This is a genomic window from Vicinamibacterales bacterium (assembly GCA_035699745.1).
Classification (GTDB): Bacteria; Acidobacteriota; Vicinamibacteria; order Vicinamibacterales; family 2-12-FULL-66-21; genus JAICSD01.
The window spans coordinates 39,650-57,395 of the sequence record DASSPH010000088.1 but is presented as its reverse complement, the minus strand read 5'-3'; the positions used below and the strand labels follow the sequence as shown (position 1 = coordinate 57,395).

Sequence of the window (17,746 nt, the reverse complement as noted above, 5' to 3'; positions counted from 1 at the left end):
GCCGGCTCAGTGTGGCACGCGGACGCCGCGCCGCATCGCCAGACGAATCAACCGCACCGGCGCATAGAGCGGCGCGAGCCGATCGGGCAGCGGCCACCAGGCCGGCTCGAGCGGCGTCGGCGCGAGCAGCCGCCACGCGGCATAGCGGCCGCGGCCGCGCAGCGTATCGAGCGACGCGCAATGCGCGCGGAGTTCGGCGCGCAGCGGCGCCCCGGCGACGTCCGGCATCCGCAGGAAGGCCCGCGCCATTCGCACCAGCGGGTCGATCGCGGCCGTTCGAAGGTGATCGTGTGCCACCGCCGGAATGATGACATCGAACAGTTCGTTCGCGAGCGTCATGCCCGCCGCGCATGCGTTCCATGCGCCCGCGTTCTTGCTCAGCCGATACACCAGCGTCCAGTCGACCTCGCTCCGCCGCATCACGTGCGCGATCGACAGCACCAGCTCCAGTGACGTCCACAGATGCTTGGCGGCGTGGAGCAGGCCAAGGACGGCGGCGTGCGGGGCGCAGGGCAGGTTGACGTCGCCGCCGGCCGCGGGCACGGTGATGCTGTCGCGCAGGACCTCGCGCGGCCCGAACGGCGACGCGAATCCGTGCGCCTGCGCGCGCCAGTGCAGGTCGACGGGGAATCCCGCCGGATGCGTCAGCGGCCACGCACCGGTCCCGGCATACACGACGCGCGCGGTTGCGACCGACATCCCGCCGCGCAGCACATACCCGTCACCCGAGAGGATCCGCAGCGCCGCCTCCCGCTGCTCGCGGTCGATCAGCAGATCGAGATCGGTGAAGCGCCGCATCCCGAGATCGCCGTACAGCCATGCCGACAGCAGCGGCCCCTTCAGCGCGACCGACTCGATGCCCGCCCGGCGCAGCGACTGGACGATGCTCGTGAGCTGCGACACGGCGTGCAGCGCCCGTATGCGTTGCGCGCGGGCGCGCGCCTCGATCGCGGCGCGGATCTCCGCGGGCGCGTCACCGCCGGTCTGCAGCGACGCGTGCACCCACGCGCTCATCCCGTGCCGTTCGGCGGCGTCGGGCAGCGCGTGCCACACCGTCCGTGGCGCCGTGATGCCGCGTCGCGGCGCACCCAGCGATTGGCGTGCGCTCGCGACGAGGAGATCTAAGGGCTCCATGAAAGGACCTGCTGGACGAGGACCGCGTGGTCTCGCGGATCCTCGGGCGGCGTGAGCGTGACGCACGGCACGTCGCGCACGAGCGCCGACAGCATCTGAAACTCGGCCGCGCGCTGCTCGCGATCGAGCAGCGGCGACGCCGAGCTGTTGCCGGCCAGGCGCAGCAGCGCCGCCGCGGCGGGCAGCGGCGCGATGGCGGAGCTTTTGCCGGGCTCACCGAAGCAGGCGAGCGCGCGCAGCGGAACCGATTGCGTCGCCGCCGGGATCCGCTCGCCCAGGACCAGCGCCCGCTTGTCCCACCCTTCGGCGATCCGCGGCAGATCCGCCCCCTTTCCGAGCGCCATCTTCGCCCCGTCCGGCCACAGCTTCAGCATCGACGCAAACGGCTCGGCGAGCCACCGCCGCCCGTCCGGCGTCACGTGCAGCACATCGTCTGTTATCACGGGGCAGCCCTCCGCGCCGAGGGCCGCGGCCAGCGTGGACTTGCCGGCGCCGTGCCGTCCCACGAACCCGATCGCGCCGCCGCCGATCTGCACCGCGCTGGCATGGAACGCGAGGGCGCCGCGCAGCCGGAGGACGAGCCCGAGAATCGGACCGTACAGATACGTGCAGGCATCGTCCAGCGACGCCGACGCGGGCCAGGTGCACCACACATTCGCGCCTGACGCGTCGATCCACGCACGCGTGCCGTCGGCGTAATCGAGATGAAATCCTGCCGCGGAGCGCGAGATGACGACGACCGGTTCTCCACTGCCGGTGATGCGATCGCCGCTGTGGAGCGCCGAGGCCTCTGCGCCATGCCACGAAGGTGGGGTGCCGAGATGGACGTGCAGGTCCGCAAGCGTCGCGTGGGCCGGCTCCCGGATGAAGCCGGGCAACGGCCGATCGGCGGCTACGACCAGACCGGCCGCGCGGTGCAGGACGCCGCCGATCAAGTCTTGCTGTTGTTCGGACCGCCGTCCATGTTGACGCCCGACATGGTCTGCGTGCCGGTCAGGCTCGCCACCGTGCCGAACACCGTCAGGGACGGCGTCGCATACGGCCGCCGCGGCGGCGCAGGACGAACGTCACGCGAATCCGGCATCTGCGTCATGGGTACTCCCGGCGGACAGGAGACTTCAGTGTAGGGGACGAATCTCAGCCGGTCAAACCAGCGGTCGGCTTTGCCGCCAGCTGCCGATGGAGGAGAACCGGGTCCAGCACCGCGTCGGCAATCGAGTTCTGCCGCGCCACTTCACGTTCGTGCCCGCCCGCGGGGGCGGCCCACACGGTCCACGCCCAGATGTAGTCGTCGTGCACCAGGCGCAGCGCGATTCGCACGCGGACGCGTTCGTCCCGGCCGATCGCCAGCGGCGGCCGGAGCGGGAGAAAGACCTGGTTGTAGACCCGAACGGCCGTCCCGGGCGCCGAGGAGAAGCCGATCGTCTCCGTCAGTTCGGTGTCGAACCAGACCGCGAAGCCCGCAAGCGTCTCGGGCCCGGCGAACGTCCACTCGGCGTCCCCCTGCGCGTCGGGTGTCAGGACGCTCCCGTACTCGAGGCGCGCCCACTGCCGTCCGTCCGCGATCAGATCGGCGGGCTGGATCGCGCAGCGGTAGGGCGTGTCCAGGACGATGCGTTCGATCGGGCTGGTGTCGACCTCCTCGCGGCCGAACGCCGCGCGCACGTCGCGGCGCACCGCCTCGGGAACGCCGCACGGCGCGGCGAAAAGCGTGTCCGCGCGGGGAACGAGCGCGCCGCCGTCGCGCAGCAGCCGTTGCCGTACTCGGATGAGCGTCGCGACAGACCGGCGTGCGAACGGCGTCGGGCCGCGCAGGTCGCTGATGAGGACGTCGGCGCGGTGGGGAAGCTCCAGATGCTCCGCGTCGAGCTGATGAAACCGGACGCGATCGGCGCACCCGTTCGCCGCCGCGAGGCGCGGCCCGAGCTGCACGGCCGGATTGGTGTCGACGGCGTCCACGTGCGCGGCGCCGGCGCGCGCCGCCAGCACGCTGAAGAACCCGAAGCCGGCGCCGACCTCGAGCACCCGATCGCCGGGCCGCACGGTCGCGCGGATCGCCGCCGCGTAGGCGGCGACGCGCGTCTCGTCGGCGAGCATCCAGAGATAGTCGGTTATCGAATACACGCGGCTTCTCCGGCGGCACGCGCGCCGGACGCGATCCACGCGTCGAGCGCGCTGACGCGCCACGCCGCCATGACGGCATCCGGCGCTCCCTGCCGCAGCGTGCGCGTCCATGTCCCGACATCGATCCAGCGTGCGACCGGCTCGCCTGGCGGCATGATGCGGTCGCCGCTCGCCGCTCGCCATGCCGCCACCAGCGCCTCGTTGAACCCGACCAGCGGCGTCTTGGGGCGGGCCAGCACTTCCCTGGGAAGCCGTCCGCGATACGCGCGGCGCGGCAGCGCCTTGCGCTGGCACCACGGGATGGCCGGAACCGACATCACGAGCTGGATCACGCGGGTATCGAGGATTGGCAGGCGCAGCTCGACGCGGCGCCGGGTCGTTTCCGGCGCAATCGTCGCCGCGAACGTCCTCGAGACTGTCGTCGAGGTGAGAATCGCCTGCGCCTCCGGACGCGTGGGGTGCGGCGGCAGCGGCTCGGGCGCGCAGCCGAGCACCGTTGCCGGTTCGCGCCGGTCGAGCAGCGCGCGCCCCTCCGCATTCAGCCACACGGGCGGTGCGTGCATGCGCGGGCGGACGATGCCGGTGCGTTCGCGCCAGCGCAGCCCGAGGTACGGCCGCCGCCGCTCGGCGGCGACGTACCGCGCCACTGACGCGGCAATCGTGATCAGCGACGCGGACCGGCGGAGCGCCCGCCAGCCGGGCGGACGGAAGAGGGCGTCGCCGTCCTCGCCATACAGCGCCACGCTGCCGTGTTCCGCCGCGCGCGCGAGCGCATCCCGCCAGTCGGCGAGCATCGGCTCGTCCAGCGGCGACGCCGGCGGCAGATCGGCCGGATCCACCTGCCATGGAACGTGAGCGTCGGCATTGACGACGATCAGCGGAAGTCCGAGGCAATCCGCTGCTGCGCGCGTGAACGGCAGTTCCACATCGTCCACGTAGCGCGGATACCGCGTGGTGATGGCACGCAGCGTGTCCGCCGGCGCCGCGTCGACGGCTGCCGCCGCCATGGTCGTCGAGTCGATGCCGCCGGAGAGAAAGATCGTCGTGCCCCTGGGATCGAGCCGATCGCGGACAGCCTCGGCGAGCACCGCCCGGTACTCTTCGAGAATCGCGGCGTCGGTGCGGCGGCGGCCGTCGGCGAGCGGAAAGTGCCAGTGCCGCCACATTCGCGACGCGAACGTCCGGCCGTCGATGGCCAGCGTGTGGCCGGGCGGCAGCATCCTGATGTCGCGGTAGCACGTGCGCACGTCATCGGGCGCACCGCCGTGCGCCAGGAACGCGAGCAGCGCCGCGTCGTCCAGAGCCGCGGCAATCCGCGGATGGCGCAGCGCCGCCGCGAGCACGTTGGTGACGACGATTGCCTCCGGCGCTGCCGCGACGTAGACGCAGCGGATGCCGAGACCGTCGCGGGCGCACAGCAGCCGCTCCTGCTTCCGATCCCAGGCGGCGAACGCGTATTCGCCGGTCAGCCGATCGCTGTCGCCGCGAAAGCGGCCGATTCCGCCTTCCACCACGAGCGAACCGGCGACGGCGACATGATTCGGCCGCTCGACGGGTACGGGCTCGTCGTCAGCGTGCATCGGCGCGGCGATCAGCGCGCAGCGCCCGTGCGCCGCCGCGGTTGCAGGGCGACCGGTGAGCGCGCTCAGTTCCGCCGCGATCCCCTCGATGTACGGCGGGTCGTCGTCTTTGTGCAGGATCGCGGCGAATGCCGTCATCGTGTCTGCCGTCCGCCCGCCGTCAACGGCGTGTAATGCCGATCCGTCGCCGCGCCGGTGACGACGACGCCGTTGCATTCGAGCCACGCGTGCGCGTCGAAGCGCGCGTCGGTCTGTGACACGCCGAGGGTGAGCCTCGGGGTCAGGCCCGCGCGTCGGAGCAGGCAGGACGCCGCGATCGCCTGCGGCAGGCATCCGGCCGGCCATATCCGTGCGGCCCGCCGAATGGCCGCCGCGCACGCTTCGGGGGTGATGACCGCCCCGGATCCGCCGGGGCCGATTCGGGTCATCGCGCGGGTGAGCGTGGCATACGGGACCACCCGCACCGCCGCGGTCGCGCCAACCAGCCATCCCAGCGCGCGCAGCGCCTGCACGCGTTCGCGCGCGTCGAGACGAAGCGCGCTAGCGATCAACCGGCGGCCGGGTGATGGCAATCAGCCCCCGCGAGGCCAGGTCGGCGAGCAGCGCGTCGAGATCCGCGGCGATCCGCGCACGGTCCGCGTCGAACTCCGCGGCGATCGCGTCGATGACGTCGCCGATCGTGCGCGGCGACTGCAGCAGCTCCCAGATCCGCGTGCCGGCGCCGCTCAGGCCGTAGTACATGCTGTCGTCGAGACCGAGGATGATGACTTCGCCGGCGAGCGTGGTCGACAACTGACGGTCGGACGCCACCACGGACGCGTCCGGGGGAAACCGTTCGGGCCGATCGCGTTCGGCGATCATGCCCGATAATCGCACACCGCGCGGATCAGCCCAAGCGCAGCTCGGCGAGCCGCCGTTCGAAGAACCGCCGCTCGGCGTCCTGCCGCGACAGCGAGAGCGCGCGCTCGTACGACTGGCGCGCGTCGTCGCTGCGTCCGAGCCGGCGGCACAACTCGGCGCGGGCGGCGTGAGCGGGGCGGTACTCCTGCAGATCGCCGCGCCCGAGGATCGTGTCGACGATCCGCAGGCCCGCGGCGGGGCCGTCGCGCATCGCGACGGCGACGGCGCGATTCAGTTCGATTACCGGCGAAGGATCCGCGCGGAGCAGGACGTCGTACAAACCGGCGATCTGGGCCCAGTCGGTCGCGCCGGCGCTGGCCGCTTCCGCGTGCACGGCGGCGATGGCGCCCTGGATCGTGTAAGGGCCGAAGCGCCGGGAGCCGAGCGCCTGTTCGACCTGAGTCAGCCCCTCGGCGATCAACTCCCGGTTCCAGAGCGAGCGATCCTGATCGTCGAGCAGGATCACTTCGCCGTCGGCGGAGGTGCGGGCGGCGCGCCGGGATTCGTGCAGCAGCATCAGCCCCAGCAGCCCGCGGGCCTCGGGCTCGGGCAGCAGATCGACGAGCAGGCGTCCGAGGCGGATCGCTTCCGTCGAGAGATCGTGGCGCGTCAGCGTCGCGCCGGAGCTGGCGGAATACCCTTCGTTGAACACGAGGTAGATGACGCGCAGCACCGCGTCGAGCCGATCCGGTAAATCCGCCGGGCCCGGGACCTGATAGGGAATCTTCGCGTCACGAATCTTGGCCTTGGCGCGGACGATTCTCTGCGCAAGCGTCGAGGCCGGCGTCAGAAACGCCTGCGCGATCTCCTCCGTCGTCAGGCCGCAGACCTCGCGCAGCGTCAGCGCCACCTGCGCGTCGGGCGCCAGCGCCGGGTGACAGCACGTGAAGATCAGGCGGAGCCGGTCGTCCTCGACGCTTTCGTCGTCCTTCCACGCCGCGTCGTCGGTGACGGCGATCTCGGGAGGGGCGCCATCCTTGTCGAGCGACTCGAATCGCGCGCGGCGGCGCAGCCCGTCGATCGCCTTGAAGCGGCCGGCGGAGACGAGCCACGCGCGCGGGTTTCCCGGCACGCCTTCGCGCGGCCACTGCTCGAGCGCAGCGCGGAAGGCATCGTGCATCGCTTCCTCGGCCACGTCGAAGTCTCCGAGGAGGCGGATCAGCGTCGCGAGCACGCGCCGCGACTCGGCCGTGTAGACGGCGCTGACCGCATCCTGGATCGAGTCGGTCACTTCTTCTCGTTCCTGGCGATCTCAGCCCGCAGACGATCTTCCTGGGCGCGCAGCTCGGGCGTGAACTCCTCGCCGAAATCCTCGTTCTCGAAGATCTGCCGGATCTCGATCTCCGAATCTGACGGATGCGGGTTCGGGCAGCGCTTCACCCACTCGACCGCCTCGTCCATCGAGTTGACCTTCCAGATCCAGAAGCCGGCGATGAGCTCCTTCGTCTCGGCGAACGGGCCGTCCACCACGGTGCGCCGGCTGCCCGAGAAACGGACGCGCTTCCCCTTGGCGCTTGAGTGCAGCCCTTCCCCCGCCAGCATGACGCCGGCCTTCACCAGCTCTTCGTTGAATTTGCCCATCTCGGTGAGCATCTTCTCATCCGGCATCGTCCCGGCTTCCGATTCCCTGCTCGCCTTCACGATCACCATCACACGCATGTTCTGTTCTCCTTCTGCCGATTGGTCGAATCGGGCGGGCCGGGATCGACAATAGTGCAGAACCTGCTCCGCGTCGTCGCCGCCTTCATGTTCGTTCCGGCAGGCGCGATGAAGCTCTTCGGCTGGCCGGCTGGCCGGCTGGCCGGCTGGCATGCGGGGCGGCGGGGCGGCACCGTTGATGAGCAAATCGGTATCGGAGGCACGCTGGAAGCGGTCGAGGGGCTCTGGCTATACTTTTCCGCCGCGGCTCCGGACCCTGGAGCGTCGACGCGCTCAGAAGAAAGTAACGTCCGGATGTCGATTTAAAGGAATCCCGCTCGACGAGTAATCAAGGAGCGAGAGAGGCATATGAACTTCGGCATGGACCTGCGGCAGGGGGCACGCTCCCTGTTCCGCGTCAAGGGGCTGGCCCTCACCGTCATCGTGACGCTGGCGCTCGGCATCGGCGCCAACGCGGCGATCTTCAGCGTCGTCCGCGGGGTGCTGCTGCGCCCGCTCGTCAACCGTGACGAAGACCGCCTCATCTACATTCGTCAGACCGCGACCGGCATCGGCGCCGACAACGCGAACTTCTCCGTGCCGGAGATCCGTGACTTCCAGTCGCGGTCCAAGGCGATCGCGGAGTTCGGCGATTTCTCGGTGATCCAGTTCACCCTGATCGGGCTCGGCGAGCCGCGGGTGGTGCGCGCTGGGGTCGTCGGCGGCTCGTATTTCAACGTGATGGGCCTGAAGCCGGTCGCCGGCCGCCTCCTCGACGCGACGGACGACGGGCCGAACGCCGCGGGGGCGGCGGTGCTTACCCACCGGTTCTGGTCGACCGCGCTCGGCGGCGATCCCGCCGTGGTCGGCAAGGCCATCCGCCTCGGCGATCGGTCGGCGACGATCGTGGGCGTCCTCGAGCCGTCGGTCCCGTATCCCTCGGAAACGGAAATCATCGCCAACGTCGTGACGAGTCCGCACCATCTGTCCGCGACGATGGTGGACGGGCGCGTTCACCGGATGACCGAGCTGTTCGGCCGGCTCGCGCCGGGCGCGACGCTGGACGGCGCGCGCGCGGAGCTGCGGACGATTCACGCCGCGATGGTGAAGGACCATCCGGAGTCGTACCCCAAGGACGGCGACTTCCGCCTGGAGGCGGTCGGGCTTCGCGATCAGATCACGTCGTCGGCGCGGACCGTGCTGCTCGTGCTGCTCGCGGCGTCAGCGCTCGTGTTCGTGATCGCGTGCTCCAACGTGGCGAACCTGATCCTCGCGCGCTCGGTTCGCCGGCAGGGTGAGCTGGCGATCCGGGCGGCCCTCGGCGCCGGCAACTGGGCGCTGCGCCGGACGCTGCTGGCCGAGAGCCTGCTCTTGTGCGGGGCCGGGGCGCTGCTGGGCATCCTGCTCGCGCGGCCGATGGTCGCAATCCTGGCACGCTACGCGTCGCGCTTCTCGGTCCGCGCCCTCGACGTCACGGTGGACGCGTCCCTGCTCTGGGTCGGCGCCGGACTGGCGATTGCGGCGGCCGCGCTGCTCGCATTCGTACCGCGCCTGCCGTCCCCGGACGCCGCGAGCGGCTTCGGGCTCACCGGCGGGAACGTGCGCATCACGTCCGGGACGAACCGCCGCCTGCGCGCGTTCGCGGTGACGCAGATCGCGGCGTCGTTCGTGCTGCTGGCGGGGGCCGGGATGCTGCTGACGGCGCTGGTCGCGCTGCAGCGGGCCGAGACGGGGTTCAAGAACAACGTGCTGGCGCTGAACGTGCCCGCGATTTCCTTCGAGCGCGGCCCTCAGGATACGACGCGTTTCTACAAGGAAGCATTGCGGCGGATCGGCGAGCTGCCCGGGGTGGAGAGGGTGGCGGTCGGCACGATCGTGCCGTGGCGCGACGCCGGCGGGTTCGGGCCAGGTTTCCAGTTCATGGTGGAGGGCTACGCGAAAGGCAACGGCGAAGAGGACCCGCGCGCGCGCTTCCGCACCGTCTCCCCGGGATTCTTCGCCGCGCTCGGCGTCCCGATCGTCGCCGGCCGCGATTTCAGCGACGGCGACCGGCGCGACACCGATCGCGTGGTGATCGTCAGCCAGAGCCTGGCGCGCCGGATGTTTCCGAATCAGGACGCGCTGAACCGGCGGCTTCGCTGGACCGATCCGGTGATGAAGTTCATCGACGTCAGCACCGAGGGGCGCCGCATCGTGGGAATCGCCGCCGATATCGACGACGAGAACATCGTCCCGGGGCCGGCGCTTGCCGTGTATCACCCCTTCGAGCAGGAGATCGGCGGCGGCCGCTTCTTCGTGCACGCGCGAACGGATCCGTATGCGCTCGTGCCGTCGATCACCCGCATCGTCCGCGAGCTGTCGGCGGAGCAGCCGGTGGAGCAGGCCGCCACCCTGGAAGACATCCGCGCCGAAGTGCTGGCGCCGGATCGGCTCAACGCGCTGGTGTTCGGCGGATTCGCCACGGTGGCATTCGTCATCGCGATCGTCGGCGTGGCCGGCGTACTCGCCTTCTCGGTCAGCGCGCGGACCCGGGAGTTCGGGATCCGCCTGGCAATCGGCTCCGCCCCGCGGCATCTCCTGACGCGCGTGCTCGGCGAGGGCGCCGTGATCGCCTGCGCCGGGATCGTCGCCGGAACGATCGGCGGGCTGCTGCTCGCGAAGGTCGTCGGCAGCTACGTGCAGGAGGTGCGCATCCCGGGCGCGCTCCCGATCGTCGTCGCAGCGGCGGTTCTGATCGCCGCGGCAATCGCCGCGTCGCTCATGCCCGCCGCGCGCGCGTCGCGCGTCGACGTCATTCAGGCGCTCAGGTCGGAATAGGCGGGGCCCGGCACCAGCCCGCCGCTCAGCGCCTGGCGCAGGTAGGGAGCCGTCCTGCTCCCGCGGGCTGCCGCCACGCGCTCGGGCGGACCCTGGGCGACGATGCGCCCTCCTTCGTCCCCGGCACCCGGGCCGACGTCGATCACCCAGTCGCTCGCGGTGACGACCTGCATGTCGTGTTCGACGACGATGACCGTGTTCCCGGCGTCGACCAGACGCTCGAGCTGCGCCAGCAGCCGCTCGACGTCGGAGGCATGCAGCCCGGTGGTGGGTTCGTCGAGCACGTAGAGGGAGTCGCCGCGCTGCGGCCGCTGCAGCTCCGCCGCCAGCTTGATCCGCTGCGCCTCGCCTCCCGAGAGTTCCGTGGCGGGCTGGCCGAGGCGCAGGTAGCCGACGCCGACTTCGCGCAGCACGTCGAGCGCGCGCCGCACCGCCGGATCGTCCGCGAAGAACTCCCAGGCATCGTCCACCGTGAGCTGCAGCACGTCGGCGATCGATTTCCCGCGGTAGTGGATCTCGAGCGTCCTGGGGTTGTAGCGCGCGCCATGACAGGCCGGGCACGGCGCGTAGACGCTGGGCAGGAAGAGCAGCTCCACCATCACGAATCCCTCCCCCTCGCAGGTCTCGCAGCGCCCCTTCTTCACGTTGAACGAGAATCGCCCGGCGTCGTACCGCCGGGCGCGGGCGCCTGGCGTCGAGGCGAACAACGCGCGCACGTGATCGAAGAGGCCGGTGTAGGTGGCGAGGTTCGATCGCGGCGTCCGGCCGATCGGCCTCTGGTCCACCTGGACGAGCCTGCGCACGTGCTCCATGCCGCCGACGATTCGTCCGCCGGCGGCAGCCGGCGCCTCGCGTTCGAGCGCCGGCCCGGCGTCGTCGGCGGCGTCCAGACTCTGGCCGAGCGATTCGGCGACCAGCTCGACGAGCGACTGACTGACGAGGCTCGACTTGCCGGAGCCGGAAACGCCGGTGACGGTGCTCAACACGCCGAGCGGAAAGGCGGCGTCGAGCCGGCGCAGATTGTTCTTCGTGACGCCGGCGAGCCGCAGCCAGTCTTTCGGCGTCCGCCGCGCGGGGCGCCTGCTGCGCCGCCCCTCGTCGAACAGATAGAGACGTGTCCTGGATTCGCCGACTTCGGCGAGTCCCTCGAGCGGTCCGCTATAGAGAACGCGCCCGCCATGCTGCCCCGCCGCCGGTCCGACGTCCACGATCCAGTCCGCATGGCGAATCACTTCGATTTCGTGTTCGACGACGAACAGCGAGTTGCCCGACGCTTTCAACTTGTCGAGAGCGCGCAACAGGGCCTCGGTGTCGGCGGGGTGCAGCCCCGCGGACGGCTCGTCGAGAACGTAGACGACGCCGAAGAGGTTCGATCGAACCTGCGTGGCGAGCCTGAGCCGCTGCAGCTCGCCTGGCGACAGCGTCGGCGTGCTGCGCTCGAGCGTCAGGTAGCCGAGGCCGAGATCGAGCAGCACGTCGAGGCGCGCCCGCAGATCGTCGGCGATGCGGCGCGTCACCGCCGCTCTTTCGGGGTGGGCCTCGTCGAGCGCGGCCGCCCGGGGGCTGGCCGATCCGTACGGCGCGAAGAGCGCCGCCAGGCGTTTGAGAGGCAGCCGGGACATCTCGGTGATGTCGAGGCCGGCGAACCTCACGGACAGCGCTTCGCGTTTCAGCCGGCGTCCGTGGCAGCGGGGACATTCGGTGCTGACCAGGAACCGGGAGACCCGCTTCTTCATCAGCGCGCTCTGCGTCGTCGCGAATGTATGGAGCACGTAGCGCCGCGCGCCGGTGAACGTGCCCATGTAGCTGGGTTCTTCCTTGCGCTTCAACGCCCGCCTGGTTTCCGCGGGCGTGCAGCCGGCGTAGACGGGTACCGTGGGCTGCTCGTCGGTGAACAGGATCCAGTCGCGCTGCTTCTTCGGCAGGTCGCGCCAGGGGCGGTCGACGTCATACCCGAGCGTGACGAGAATGTCCCGCAGGTTCTGGCCGTGCCATGCCGGCGGCCAGGCGGCGACGGCGCGCTCGCGGATGGTCAGCGTATCGTCACGGACCATGGACTCTTCCGTCGCGTCGTAGATGCGTCCGAGCCCATGGCACTCCGGGCACGCGCCTTCCGGCGTGTTCGGCGAGAACGATTCGGCATAGAGCAGCGGCTGGCCGGGCGGATAGTCGCCGGCGCGCGAATACAGCATGCGCAGCAGGTTCGACAGCGTGGTCACGCTGCCGACCGAGGATCGCGTGGTCGGCGTGCCGCGCTGCTGCTGCAGCGCCACTGCGGGCGGCAGCCCGTCGATGTCGTCGACCTCGGGGACGGCCATCTGATGGAACAGGCGCCGTGCGTACGGCGAGACCGATTCCAGGTAGCGGCGCTGCGCCTCGGCGTAGAGCGTGCCGAACGCGAGCGATGACTTGCCCGAGCCCGACACGCCCGTGAAGACGACCAGCGCGTCGCGCGGGATCCGCACGTCGACGTTCTTCAGGTTGTGCTCGCGCGCGCCTCGGACGTCGACGAACCCGGCCATACAGAGAACCATGCAACTGCCGTGCAGGGCCGGGTCTCGCAGATAATGCAGAGCCAAGGAGCACCCATGAGGCGAGCGTTGGCCGCGGTCGCGGCGTCGATTCTGTTGTCGTTTCCGGCGGGCGCGCAGCCCGGCAAGAAAGTATTCATCTCGGCCGACATGGAAGGGATCAGCGGAATCTCCGGCTCGGACCAGCTGTCGGCCACGGGCTCCGAGTACGGACGGTCGCGGAAGATGATGGCCGACGACGTGAACGCGGCGATTCGCGGCGCGCGCGCCGGCGGCGCCACGGCGGTCGTCGTGAACGACTCCCACGGGAGCATGCGCAACCTGCGGCTCGAGGATCTGGATCCCGAGGTCCGCCTCATCAGCCACAGCTTCAAGCGGTCGGGGATGATGGAGGGGCTCGACGAGACGTTCGACGCGGCGATCTTCGTCGGCTACCACGCCAAGGCCGGCCATCCGGCGGGCCTGTTCGCGCACACCGGCAGCGGCGTCGTCCGCGACGTGCGCGTCAACGGCACGTCGATGGGGGAGGGCGGGCTGAACACGCTGGTCGCGGCATGGTACGGCGTTCCCGTGGTGCTCGTCACCGGCGACGACGTCGCGGTGAAGCAGGTGGCGGAGATCGCGACCGGCGCGCGCACGGTCGCGGTCAAGCGTGCGATCAACCCGCGCGCCGCGGAGCTGCGCCCGTTCAGGGACGCGCATGCGGACATCGAGCGTGGCGCGCGCGACGGTGTCGCCGCCGCGAAGAGATTCGCGCCGCGGCGCGAGGGGAGCTACCGCGTCGAGGTGCAGTTCCAGGAGATTGCGATTCCCGAGGTGGCGGAAAACCTCCCGGGCATGCAGCGTCCCTCGCCCGATACGATTGCGTTCACGCAGGACACGATGCCGAAGGCCTACACGTTGATCCGCCTGCTATACCGGTACATCAATCCGGATTAGCCGGGAGATCCGGCGCCTTCGTGGCGGCACACGCGGCGGCGCCCTCACCCGGCTTAAGATCCAGGCGCCGATGTATGACGCGGGATGGGATCCGACGCCGGGTATCGTCTCGGTCTGGGCGGAGTGGGACGGGCGCGCGATCGTCTGGCGCCGGATTCCAGAGTCGGGTGCGCTGGTTCGCGAAGACGCGCGGTTCAGGCCGTGGGCCCTGCTCGACTCGCTCGAACCGCTCGGCCCGCCGTCCGGGCACTTCCGCTACCGCGAGCTCGAGGGTCCCGGCGCGCTCCGGTTTCTCGTCCACGCCGAGGACGGCCGGCGGCTGCAGCCGCTGAAGGAGCTGGGCAAGGATCGGATCCTGATTCTGCCGCCGGAGGAGCAGTACCTCGTCTCCACCGGCCGCACCTACTTCCGCGATCTGCCGTTCGACGCGCTCCACCGCCTTCAGTTCGATCTCGAAACCACCGGACTCGACGCGGCGGCGGACCGGATCTTCATGATCGCGATCCGCACCCCTGACGGTGCGACCCGCGTACTGGAAGCGGCGGGTGAGGACGCGGCCAGCGAAGCGGAGTTGATCCGCAACCTGGTGCTGACGATTGCCGCCGCCGATCCCGACGTGATCGAGAATCACAACCTCCACGGCTTCGATCTGCCGTTCCTGGCAAGGCGCGCACGGATGCTGCGTGTCGCCCTGCCGCTCGGGCGCGTCGGCCGCGGGCTGCGCCAGCGGCCGGCGAGACGCGGCATCGCCGACGAACAGGACGAGGCTCGCCGCATCCGCTACGTGGCCCAGGGACGCGAACTGATCGACACGATGGACGCGGTCGTGCGCTACGGCTTTTCGACGGGTGATCTGCCGTGGCGCGGGCTGAAGGCGGTGGCGCGGCACTTCGGGGTTGCCGCCGGCAATCGCGTCTACATTCCCGGCGACCGGATCTACGAGGAATACCGCCGCGATCCCGCGCCGGTGCGCCGCTACGCCGCGCAGGACGTGGAGGAGGTCGCCGCGCTCGCGCGGATCCTGGGCGGCGCGGCGTTCGCGCTCGCGCAGATGGCGCCGCGGCGCTACGAGCGGGTCGCCGACGCCGGCGCCGCGACCGGCATCATCGATCCGCTGCTGGTGCGGGCGTACATTCGCGCCGGACACGCGCTGCCCGCGTACGGCGGCGGCGATCGCGAGCCGCACACCGGTGCCGCCCTGCATCTCTTCGCCACCGGAGTGGCGCGGCGCGTCGTGAAGGCGGACGTCGCCAGCCTGTATCCCTCGTTGATGCGCTCGTACCGGATCGGCCCCGCCCGCGACACGCTCGGAGCGATGCTTGCGCTCGTCGATCGCCTGGTCGAACGCCGGCTCGAGGCCAAGGCGCGCGCCAGGGGCGCCCCCGCGGAGTCGAGCGAGCGCTTCACGCACGAGGCGATGTCTGCGGCGCTGAAGCTGGTCGTGAACTCCGCCTACGGCTATCTGGCCGCGGGCAGTGGACTGACGCGGTTCGCGGACGTGCAGGCGGCCAACGAAGTCACCCGCCGCGGACGGGACGTGCTCGCGCTGATGTGCCGCGGGCTGGAGGCGCGCGGCGTCACGCTGCTGGAGGCGGACACCGACGGCGTGTATTTCTCGGTGCCCGACGCGTGGACCGACGCCGACGAACGCCGCGTCGTCTCCGAGGTGGCGGCGCTGCTGCCGCCCCTGGTGCAGCTGGAGTTCGACGGCCGGTATCGCGCGATGCTGTCGCACGAACCGAAGAACTACGCACTGCTCACCTACGGCGGCGCGCTGATCCTGAAAGGGGTCGCCTTTCGATCGAGCCGCGCCGCGCCCTTCGGCGAGGCGTTCCTGCGCCGCGCGCTGGAGCGCCTGCTGCTCCGCGACATTCCGGGGGTCCGCGCCGCGTTCGTCGAGACGGTGGAGGCGCTGCGGCGGCGCGAGATACCGACCGGCGACGTCTCGTCGCGCGTGCGGCTGACCAAGACGGCGGCGCGGTATCTGGCGAGCCGCGACCGGCGGCGAGAGCTCACCTACGAGGCGCTGCTCGAGGCGGGGCGGACCAGCTGGACGATCGGCGAACGGGTGCGCGTCTATCGCACGGCCACGGGCGGCGCCGGACTGGTGTCGGAACAGGAGGACGGGACCCGCGCCGATGCCGCGCTCGACGCGCACGATTACGACGTCGAGCACTACGTGCGCGTGCTGCGTGACATCTTCAGCGAGCGTCTCGCCCGGGCGCTGCGCCCCGAGCACCTGCTGGCAATCGTCGCGGATCCGATGCAGCCATCGCTGTTCGACGACGAGCTGGCTGGCGCCAGCACGGTGCTGACGCCGCTGCCGCGAGCAGGAACGGCACACGCGGCGCCGCAGCCGCAGCCCGTTACCCGGCGTCGAGCAGGCGCCGGAGTTTCTGAATCGGCCCCTTGAGCGCGCGCGTGCGCTTGCGCAGATCCGCCCACACGTCGCCGGCGGTGGCGATGCGATCCGGCATGTTGCGGAGGTTGAACGTGTCGGGCGCGACTTCGCCGGTGATCACCTCTTCCCACGTACACGGCGCCGAGACGGGGGCGCCGCGCCTCGGCCGCACCGCGTAAGCGGCGGCGAAGGTCGCGCTGTAGTCGTTGCGGCCGGTGTCGACGAGGATCCGGCCGGCGCGATCGCGCTTGTGAAACTCCAGCGTGAGCTGCCGGGGATAGCGCTGCACCAGCAGACGCGCCACGCCGTGCGCGAATCCCGCGGCCTCGTTCATCGGCGTCTTGCCGTCCAGGGACGTGAGGATGTGAAAGCCCTTCGATCCCGACGTCTTGATCCAGCACGGCAGCCCCAGCTCCGCGAGCAGATCGCGCAGCGCGACCGCGGCCGCCCGCAGGACCTCCGGCTCCTCACGCGACGGATCCAGATCGAACACGGCGACGTCCGGGTGCCGGAGATCCGGCGCCCGCGACGTCCAGACGTGCGGCGTGATCGTGTTCTGATTCGCGATCCAGAGCAGCGACCGGGTGTCCGTCACCAGCGGGTGATGCACCACCCCGTCCTTCTTCGGGACCTCCACGCGCTGCAGCCACGACGGAAAGCCCTTCGACACGTCCTTCTGCCAGAACCCCGGCTTGCCGATCCCGGCCGGATACCGCTCCATCGTCACCGGCCGCGACGAGATGTGCGGCAGCATCAACGGAGCGACCGCCTCGTAATAGGCGGCGAGATCTCCCTTCGTGATGCCGTCTTCGGGAAACAGCACCTTCTCCGGATGGGTGATCACGACACTACGCCGAGCAGCCGGGGATGCCGGAGCTTTCCGTGAACGGTCCATTCGATAAAGGCTACCTTGACGACCACTTCCGGGCGAACCCAGTGCGCGCGCAGCCGCGGCAGGCCGGTCGCCCGGGTGAACGGCGAGGCCGGGATCTCGATCGCGTCGAGCCGCTTCCGCAGCTCGATCAGCAGCCTGGTGTCGAACCCGGTCCCGATCTTTCCGGCGAACGCCAGCTCTCCCCCGTCACGGTGTCCGACCAGCAGCGCGCCGAGGCCGACGCGCGACCCCTGCGGATCGGTGAACCCGCCGACGATGAATTCGTGCGTCAGCTCGCACTTCATCTTGAGCCAGCTCTTCGATCGCCTGTGCTCGTAGCGTGAATCGCGCCGCTTCGCGATCACCCCCTCCCAGCCCTCGCGGCAGGCGCGCTCCCACGGCGCGGGGTCGTGGAGCAGCGGCACCCGCTGCAGCGGCGCTCGAAACGGCAGTCCTTCGAGCAGCGCGCGGCGCTCCTCGAGCGGCAGCGCGGTGACGCTCCGGCCGTCGAGCCAGAGCACGTCGAAGACGTGATACGCGGGATGGACCGGAGCGTCCCACGTGATCTCGCCGTCCAGAATCGCGTCGCGCACGGGAAGCGCGGCAATCGCCGCCTCGACCGCGGGAAGGTTCTGCGGCAGCCGGTTGCGGGAATACAGGCGTACGGCATCCTCCTGCTTGAACGCGATCAGCCGGATGCCGTCGTACTTGCGTTCGAAGATCCACTCGGGTCCGGTGAAACGCTCCTGCGTCAGCGTCGCGGCCATCGGCTCGAGCCAGTCGGGAAAGGGGCTCATCCCGGGCCCAG

16 protein-coding genes are annotated in these 17,746 nt (G+C 70.6%); 4 read left to right on the top strand and 12 right to left on the bottom strand.

Features of this window, described 5'->3' with window-relative positions:
* Positions 1-6: 6 nt before the first annotated feature.
* From VFK57_21380 to VFK57_21340, 9 genes are read right to left on the bottom strand one after another with little or no spacing between them, the layout of a single operon-like run.
* On the bottom strand, positions 7-1,134 hold the full coding sequence (locus VFK57_21380) for a nucleotidyltransferase family protein (protein ID HET7698282.1): 1,128 nt from the start codon (positions 1,132-1,134) through the stop codon (positions 7-9).
* Complete coding sequence (locus VFK57_21375) at positions 1,122-2,069, bottom strand: hypothetical protein (GenBank protein ID HET7698281.1); 948 nt, start codon at positions 2,067-2,069, stop codon at positions 1,122-1,124. Before VFK57_21375 ends, VFK57_21380 begins: the two co-directional genes overlap by 13 nt.
* On the bottom strand, positions 2,066-2,218 hold the full coding sequence (locus VFK57_21370; GenBank protein HET7698280.1) for a hypothetical protein: 153 nt from the start codon (positions 2,216-2,218) through the stop codon (positions 2,066-2,068). The genes VFK57_21375 and VFK57_21370 overlap by 4 nt, the downstream gene beginning before the upstream one ends.
* Before the next feature lie 53 nt (positions 2,219-2,271).
* On the bottom strand, positions 2,272-3,258 hold the full coding sequence (locus VFK57_21365) for a class I SAM-dependent methyltransferase (protein ID HET7698279.1): 987 nt from the start codon (positions 3,256-3,258) through the stop codon (positions 2,272-2,274).
* Positions 3,246-4,976: an asparagine synthase-related protein gene (locus VFK57_21360; GenBank protein ID HET7698278.1), complete on the bottom strand. Its 1,731-nt coding sequence runs from the start codon at positions 4,974-4,976 to the stop codon at positions 3,246-3,248. The genes VFK57_21365 and VFK57_21360 overlap by 13 nt, the downstream gene beginning before the upstream one ends.
* The gene (locus VFK57_21355) at positions 4,973-5,389 is read right to left on the bottom strand and encodes a lasso peptide biosynthesis B2 protein (protein HET7698277.1); all 417 of its coding nucleotides are present in this window, start codon (positions 5,387-5,389) and stop codon (positions 4,973-4,975) included. The genes VFK57_21360 and VFK57_21355 overlap by 4 nt, the downstream gene beginning before the upstream one ends.
* Complete coding sequence (locus VFK57_21350) at positions 5,379-5,699, bottom strand: PqqD family protein (GenBank protein ID HET7698276.1); 321 nt, start codon at positions 5,697-5,699, stop codon at positions 5,379-5,381. The genes VFK57_21355 and VFK57_21350 overlap by 11 nt, the downstream gene beginning before the upstream one ends.
* Positions 5,700-5,724: 25 nt before the next feature.
* Positions 5,725-6,969: an RNA polymerase sigma factor gene (locus VFK57_21345; protein ID HET7698275.1), complete on the bottom strand. Its 1,245-nt coding sequence runs from the start codon at positions 6,967-6,969 to the stop codon at positions 5,725-5,727.
* Positions 6,966-7,397 carry a YciI family protein gene (locus VFK57_21340; GenBank protein ID HET7698274.1) on the bottom strand — a complete coding sequence of 144 codons (432 nt, stop codon included), beginning with the start codon at positions 7,395-7,397 and terminating at the stop codon, positions 6,966-6,968. Before VFK57_21340 ends, VFK57_21345 begins: the two co-directional genes overlap by 4 nt.
* A 54-nt stretch (positions 7,398-7,451) precedes the next feature.
* On the opposite strand from VFK57_21340, the gene VFK57_21335 reads away from it, so the two are divergent.
* On the top strand, positions 7,452-7,703 hold the full coding sequence (locus VFK57_21335) for a hypothetical protein (GenBank protein HET7698273.1): 252 nt from the start codon (positions 7,452-7,454) through the stop codon (positions 7,701-7,703).
* A 42-nt stretch (positions 7,704-7,745) separates the two neighbouring features.
* A complete protein-coding gene (locus VFK57_21330; GenBank protein HET7698272.1) occupies positions 7,746-10,193 on the top strand; it encodes an ADOP family duplicated permease in 2,448 nt (815 codons plus the stop codon).
* On the opposite strand, the gene uvrA is transcribed toward VFK57_21330, so the two are convergent.
* On the bottom strand, positions 10,172-12,715 hold the full coding sequence (uvrA, locus tag VFK57_21325; protein ID HET7698271.1) for an excinuclease ABC subunit UvrA: 2,544 nt from the start codon (positions 12,713-12,715) through the stop codon (positions 10,172-10,174). The two genes, VFK57_21330 and uvrA, sit on opposite strands and share 22 nt — an antisense overlap.
* A 66-nt stretch (positions 12,716-12,781) precedes the next feature.
* On the opposite strand from uvrA, the gene VFK57_21320 reads away from it, so the two are divergent.
* Together VFK57_21320 and VFK57_21315 are read left to right on the top strand one after the other, a co-directional pair.
* On the top strand, positions 12,782-13,663 hold the full coding sequence (locus VFK57_21320; protein ID HET7698270.1) for a M55 family metallopeptidase: 882 nt from the start codon (positions 12,782-12,784) through the stop codon (positions 13,661-13,663).
* A 70-nt stretch (positions 13,664-13,733) separates the two neighbouring features.
* Positions 13,734-16,076: a DNA polymerase domain-containing protein gene (locus VFK57_21315; GenBank protein HET7698269.1), complete on the top strand. Its 2,343-nt coding sequence runs from the start codon at positions 13,734-13,736 to the stop codon at positions 16,074-16,076.
* Here the strand turns inward: VFK57_21315 and ligD are convergent.
* Together ligD and VFK57_21305 are read right to left on the bottom strand one after the other, a co-directional pair.
* Entirely contained in the window at positions 16,030-16,908 is an 879-nt protein-coding gene (ligD, locus tag VFK57_21310; protein ID HET7698268.1) for a non-homologous end-joining DNA ligase, read from the bottom strand. The two genes, VFK57_21315 and ligD, sit on opposite strands and share 47 nt — an antisense overlap.
* Positions 16,905-17,735 (bottom strand): RNA ligase family protein, encoded by an 831-nt coding sequence (locus VFK57_21305; protein HET7698267.1) that lies wholly within the window; start codon positions 17,733-17,735, stop codon positions 16,905-16,907. The genes ligD and VFK57_21305 overlap by 4 nt, the downstream gene beginning before the upstream one ends.
* Between the last annotated feature and the right edge of the window lie 11 nt (positions 17,736-17,746).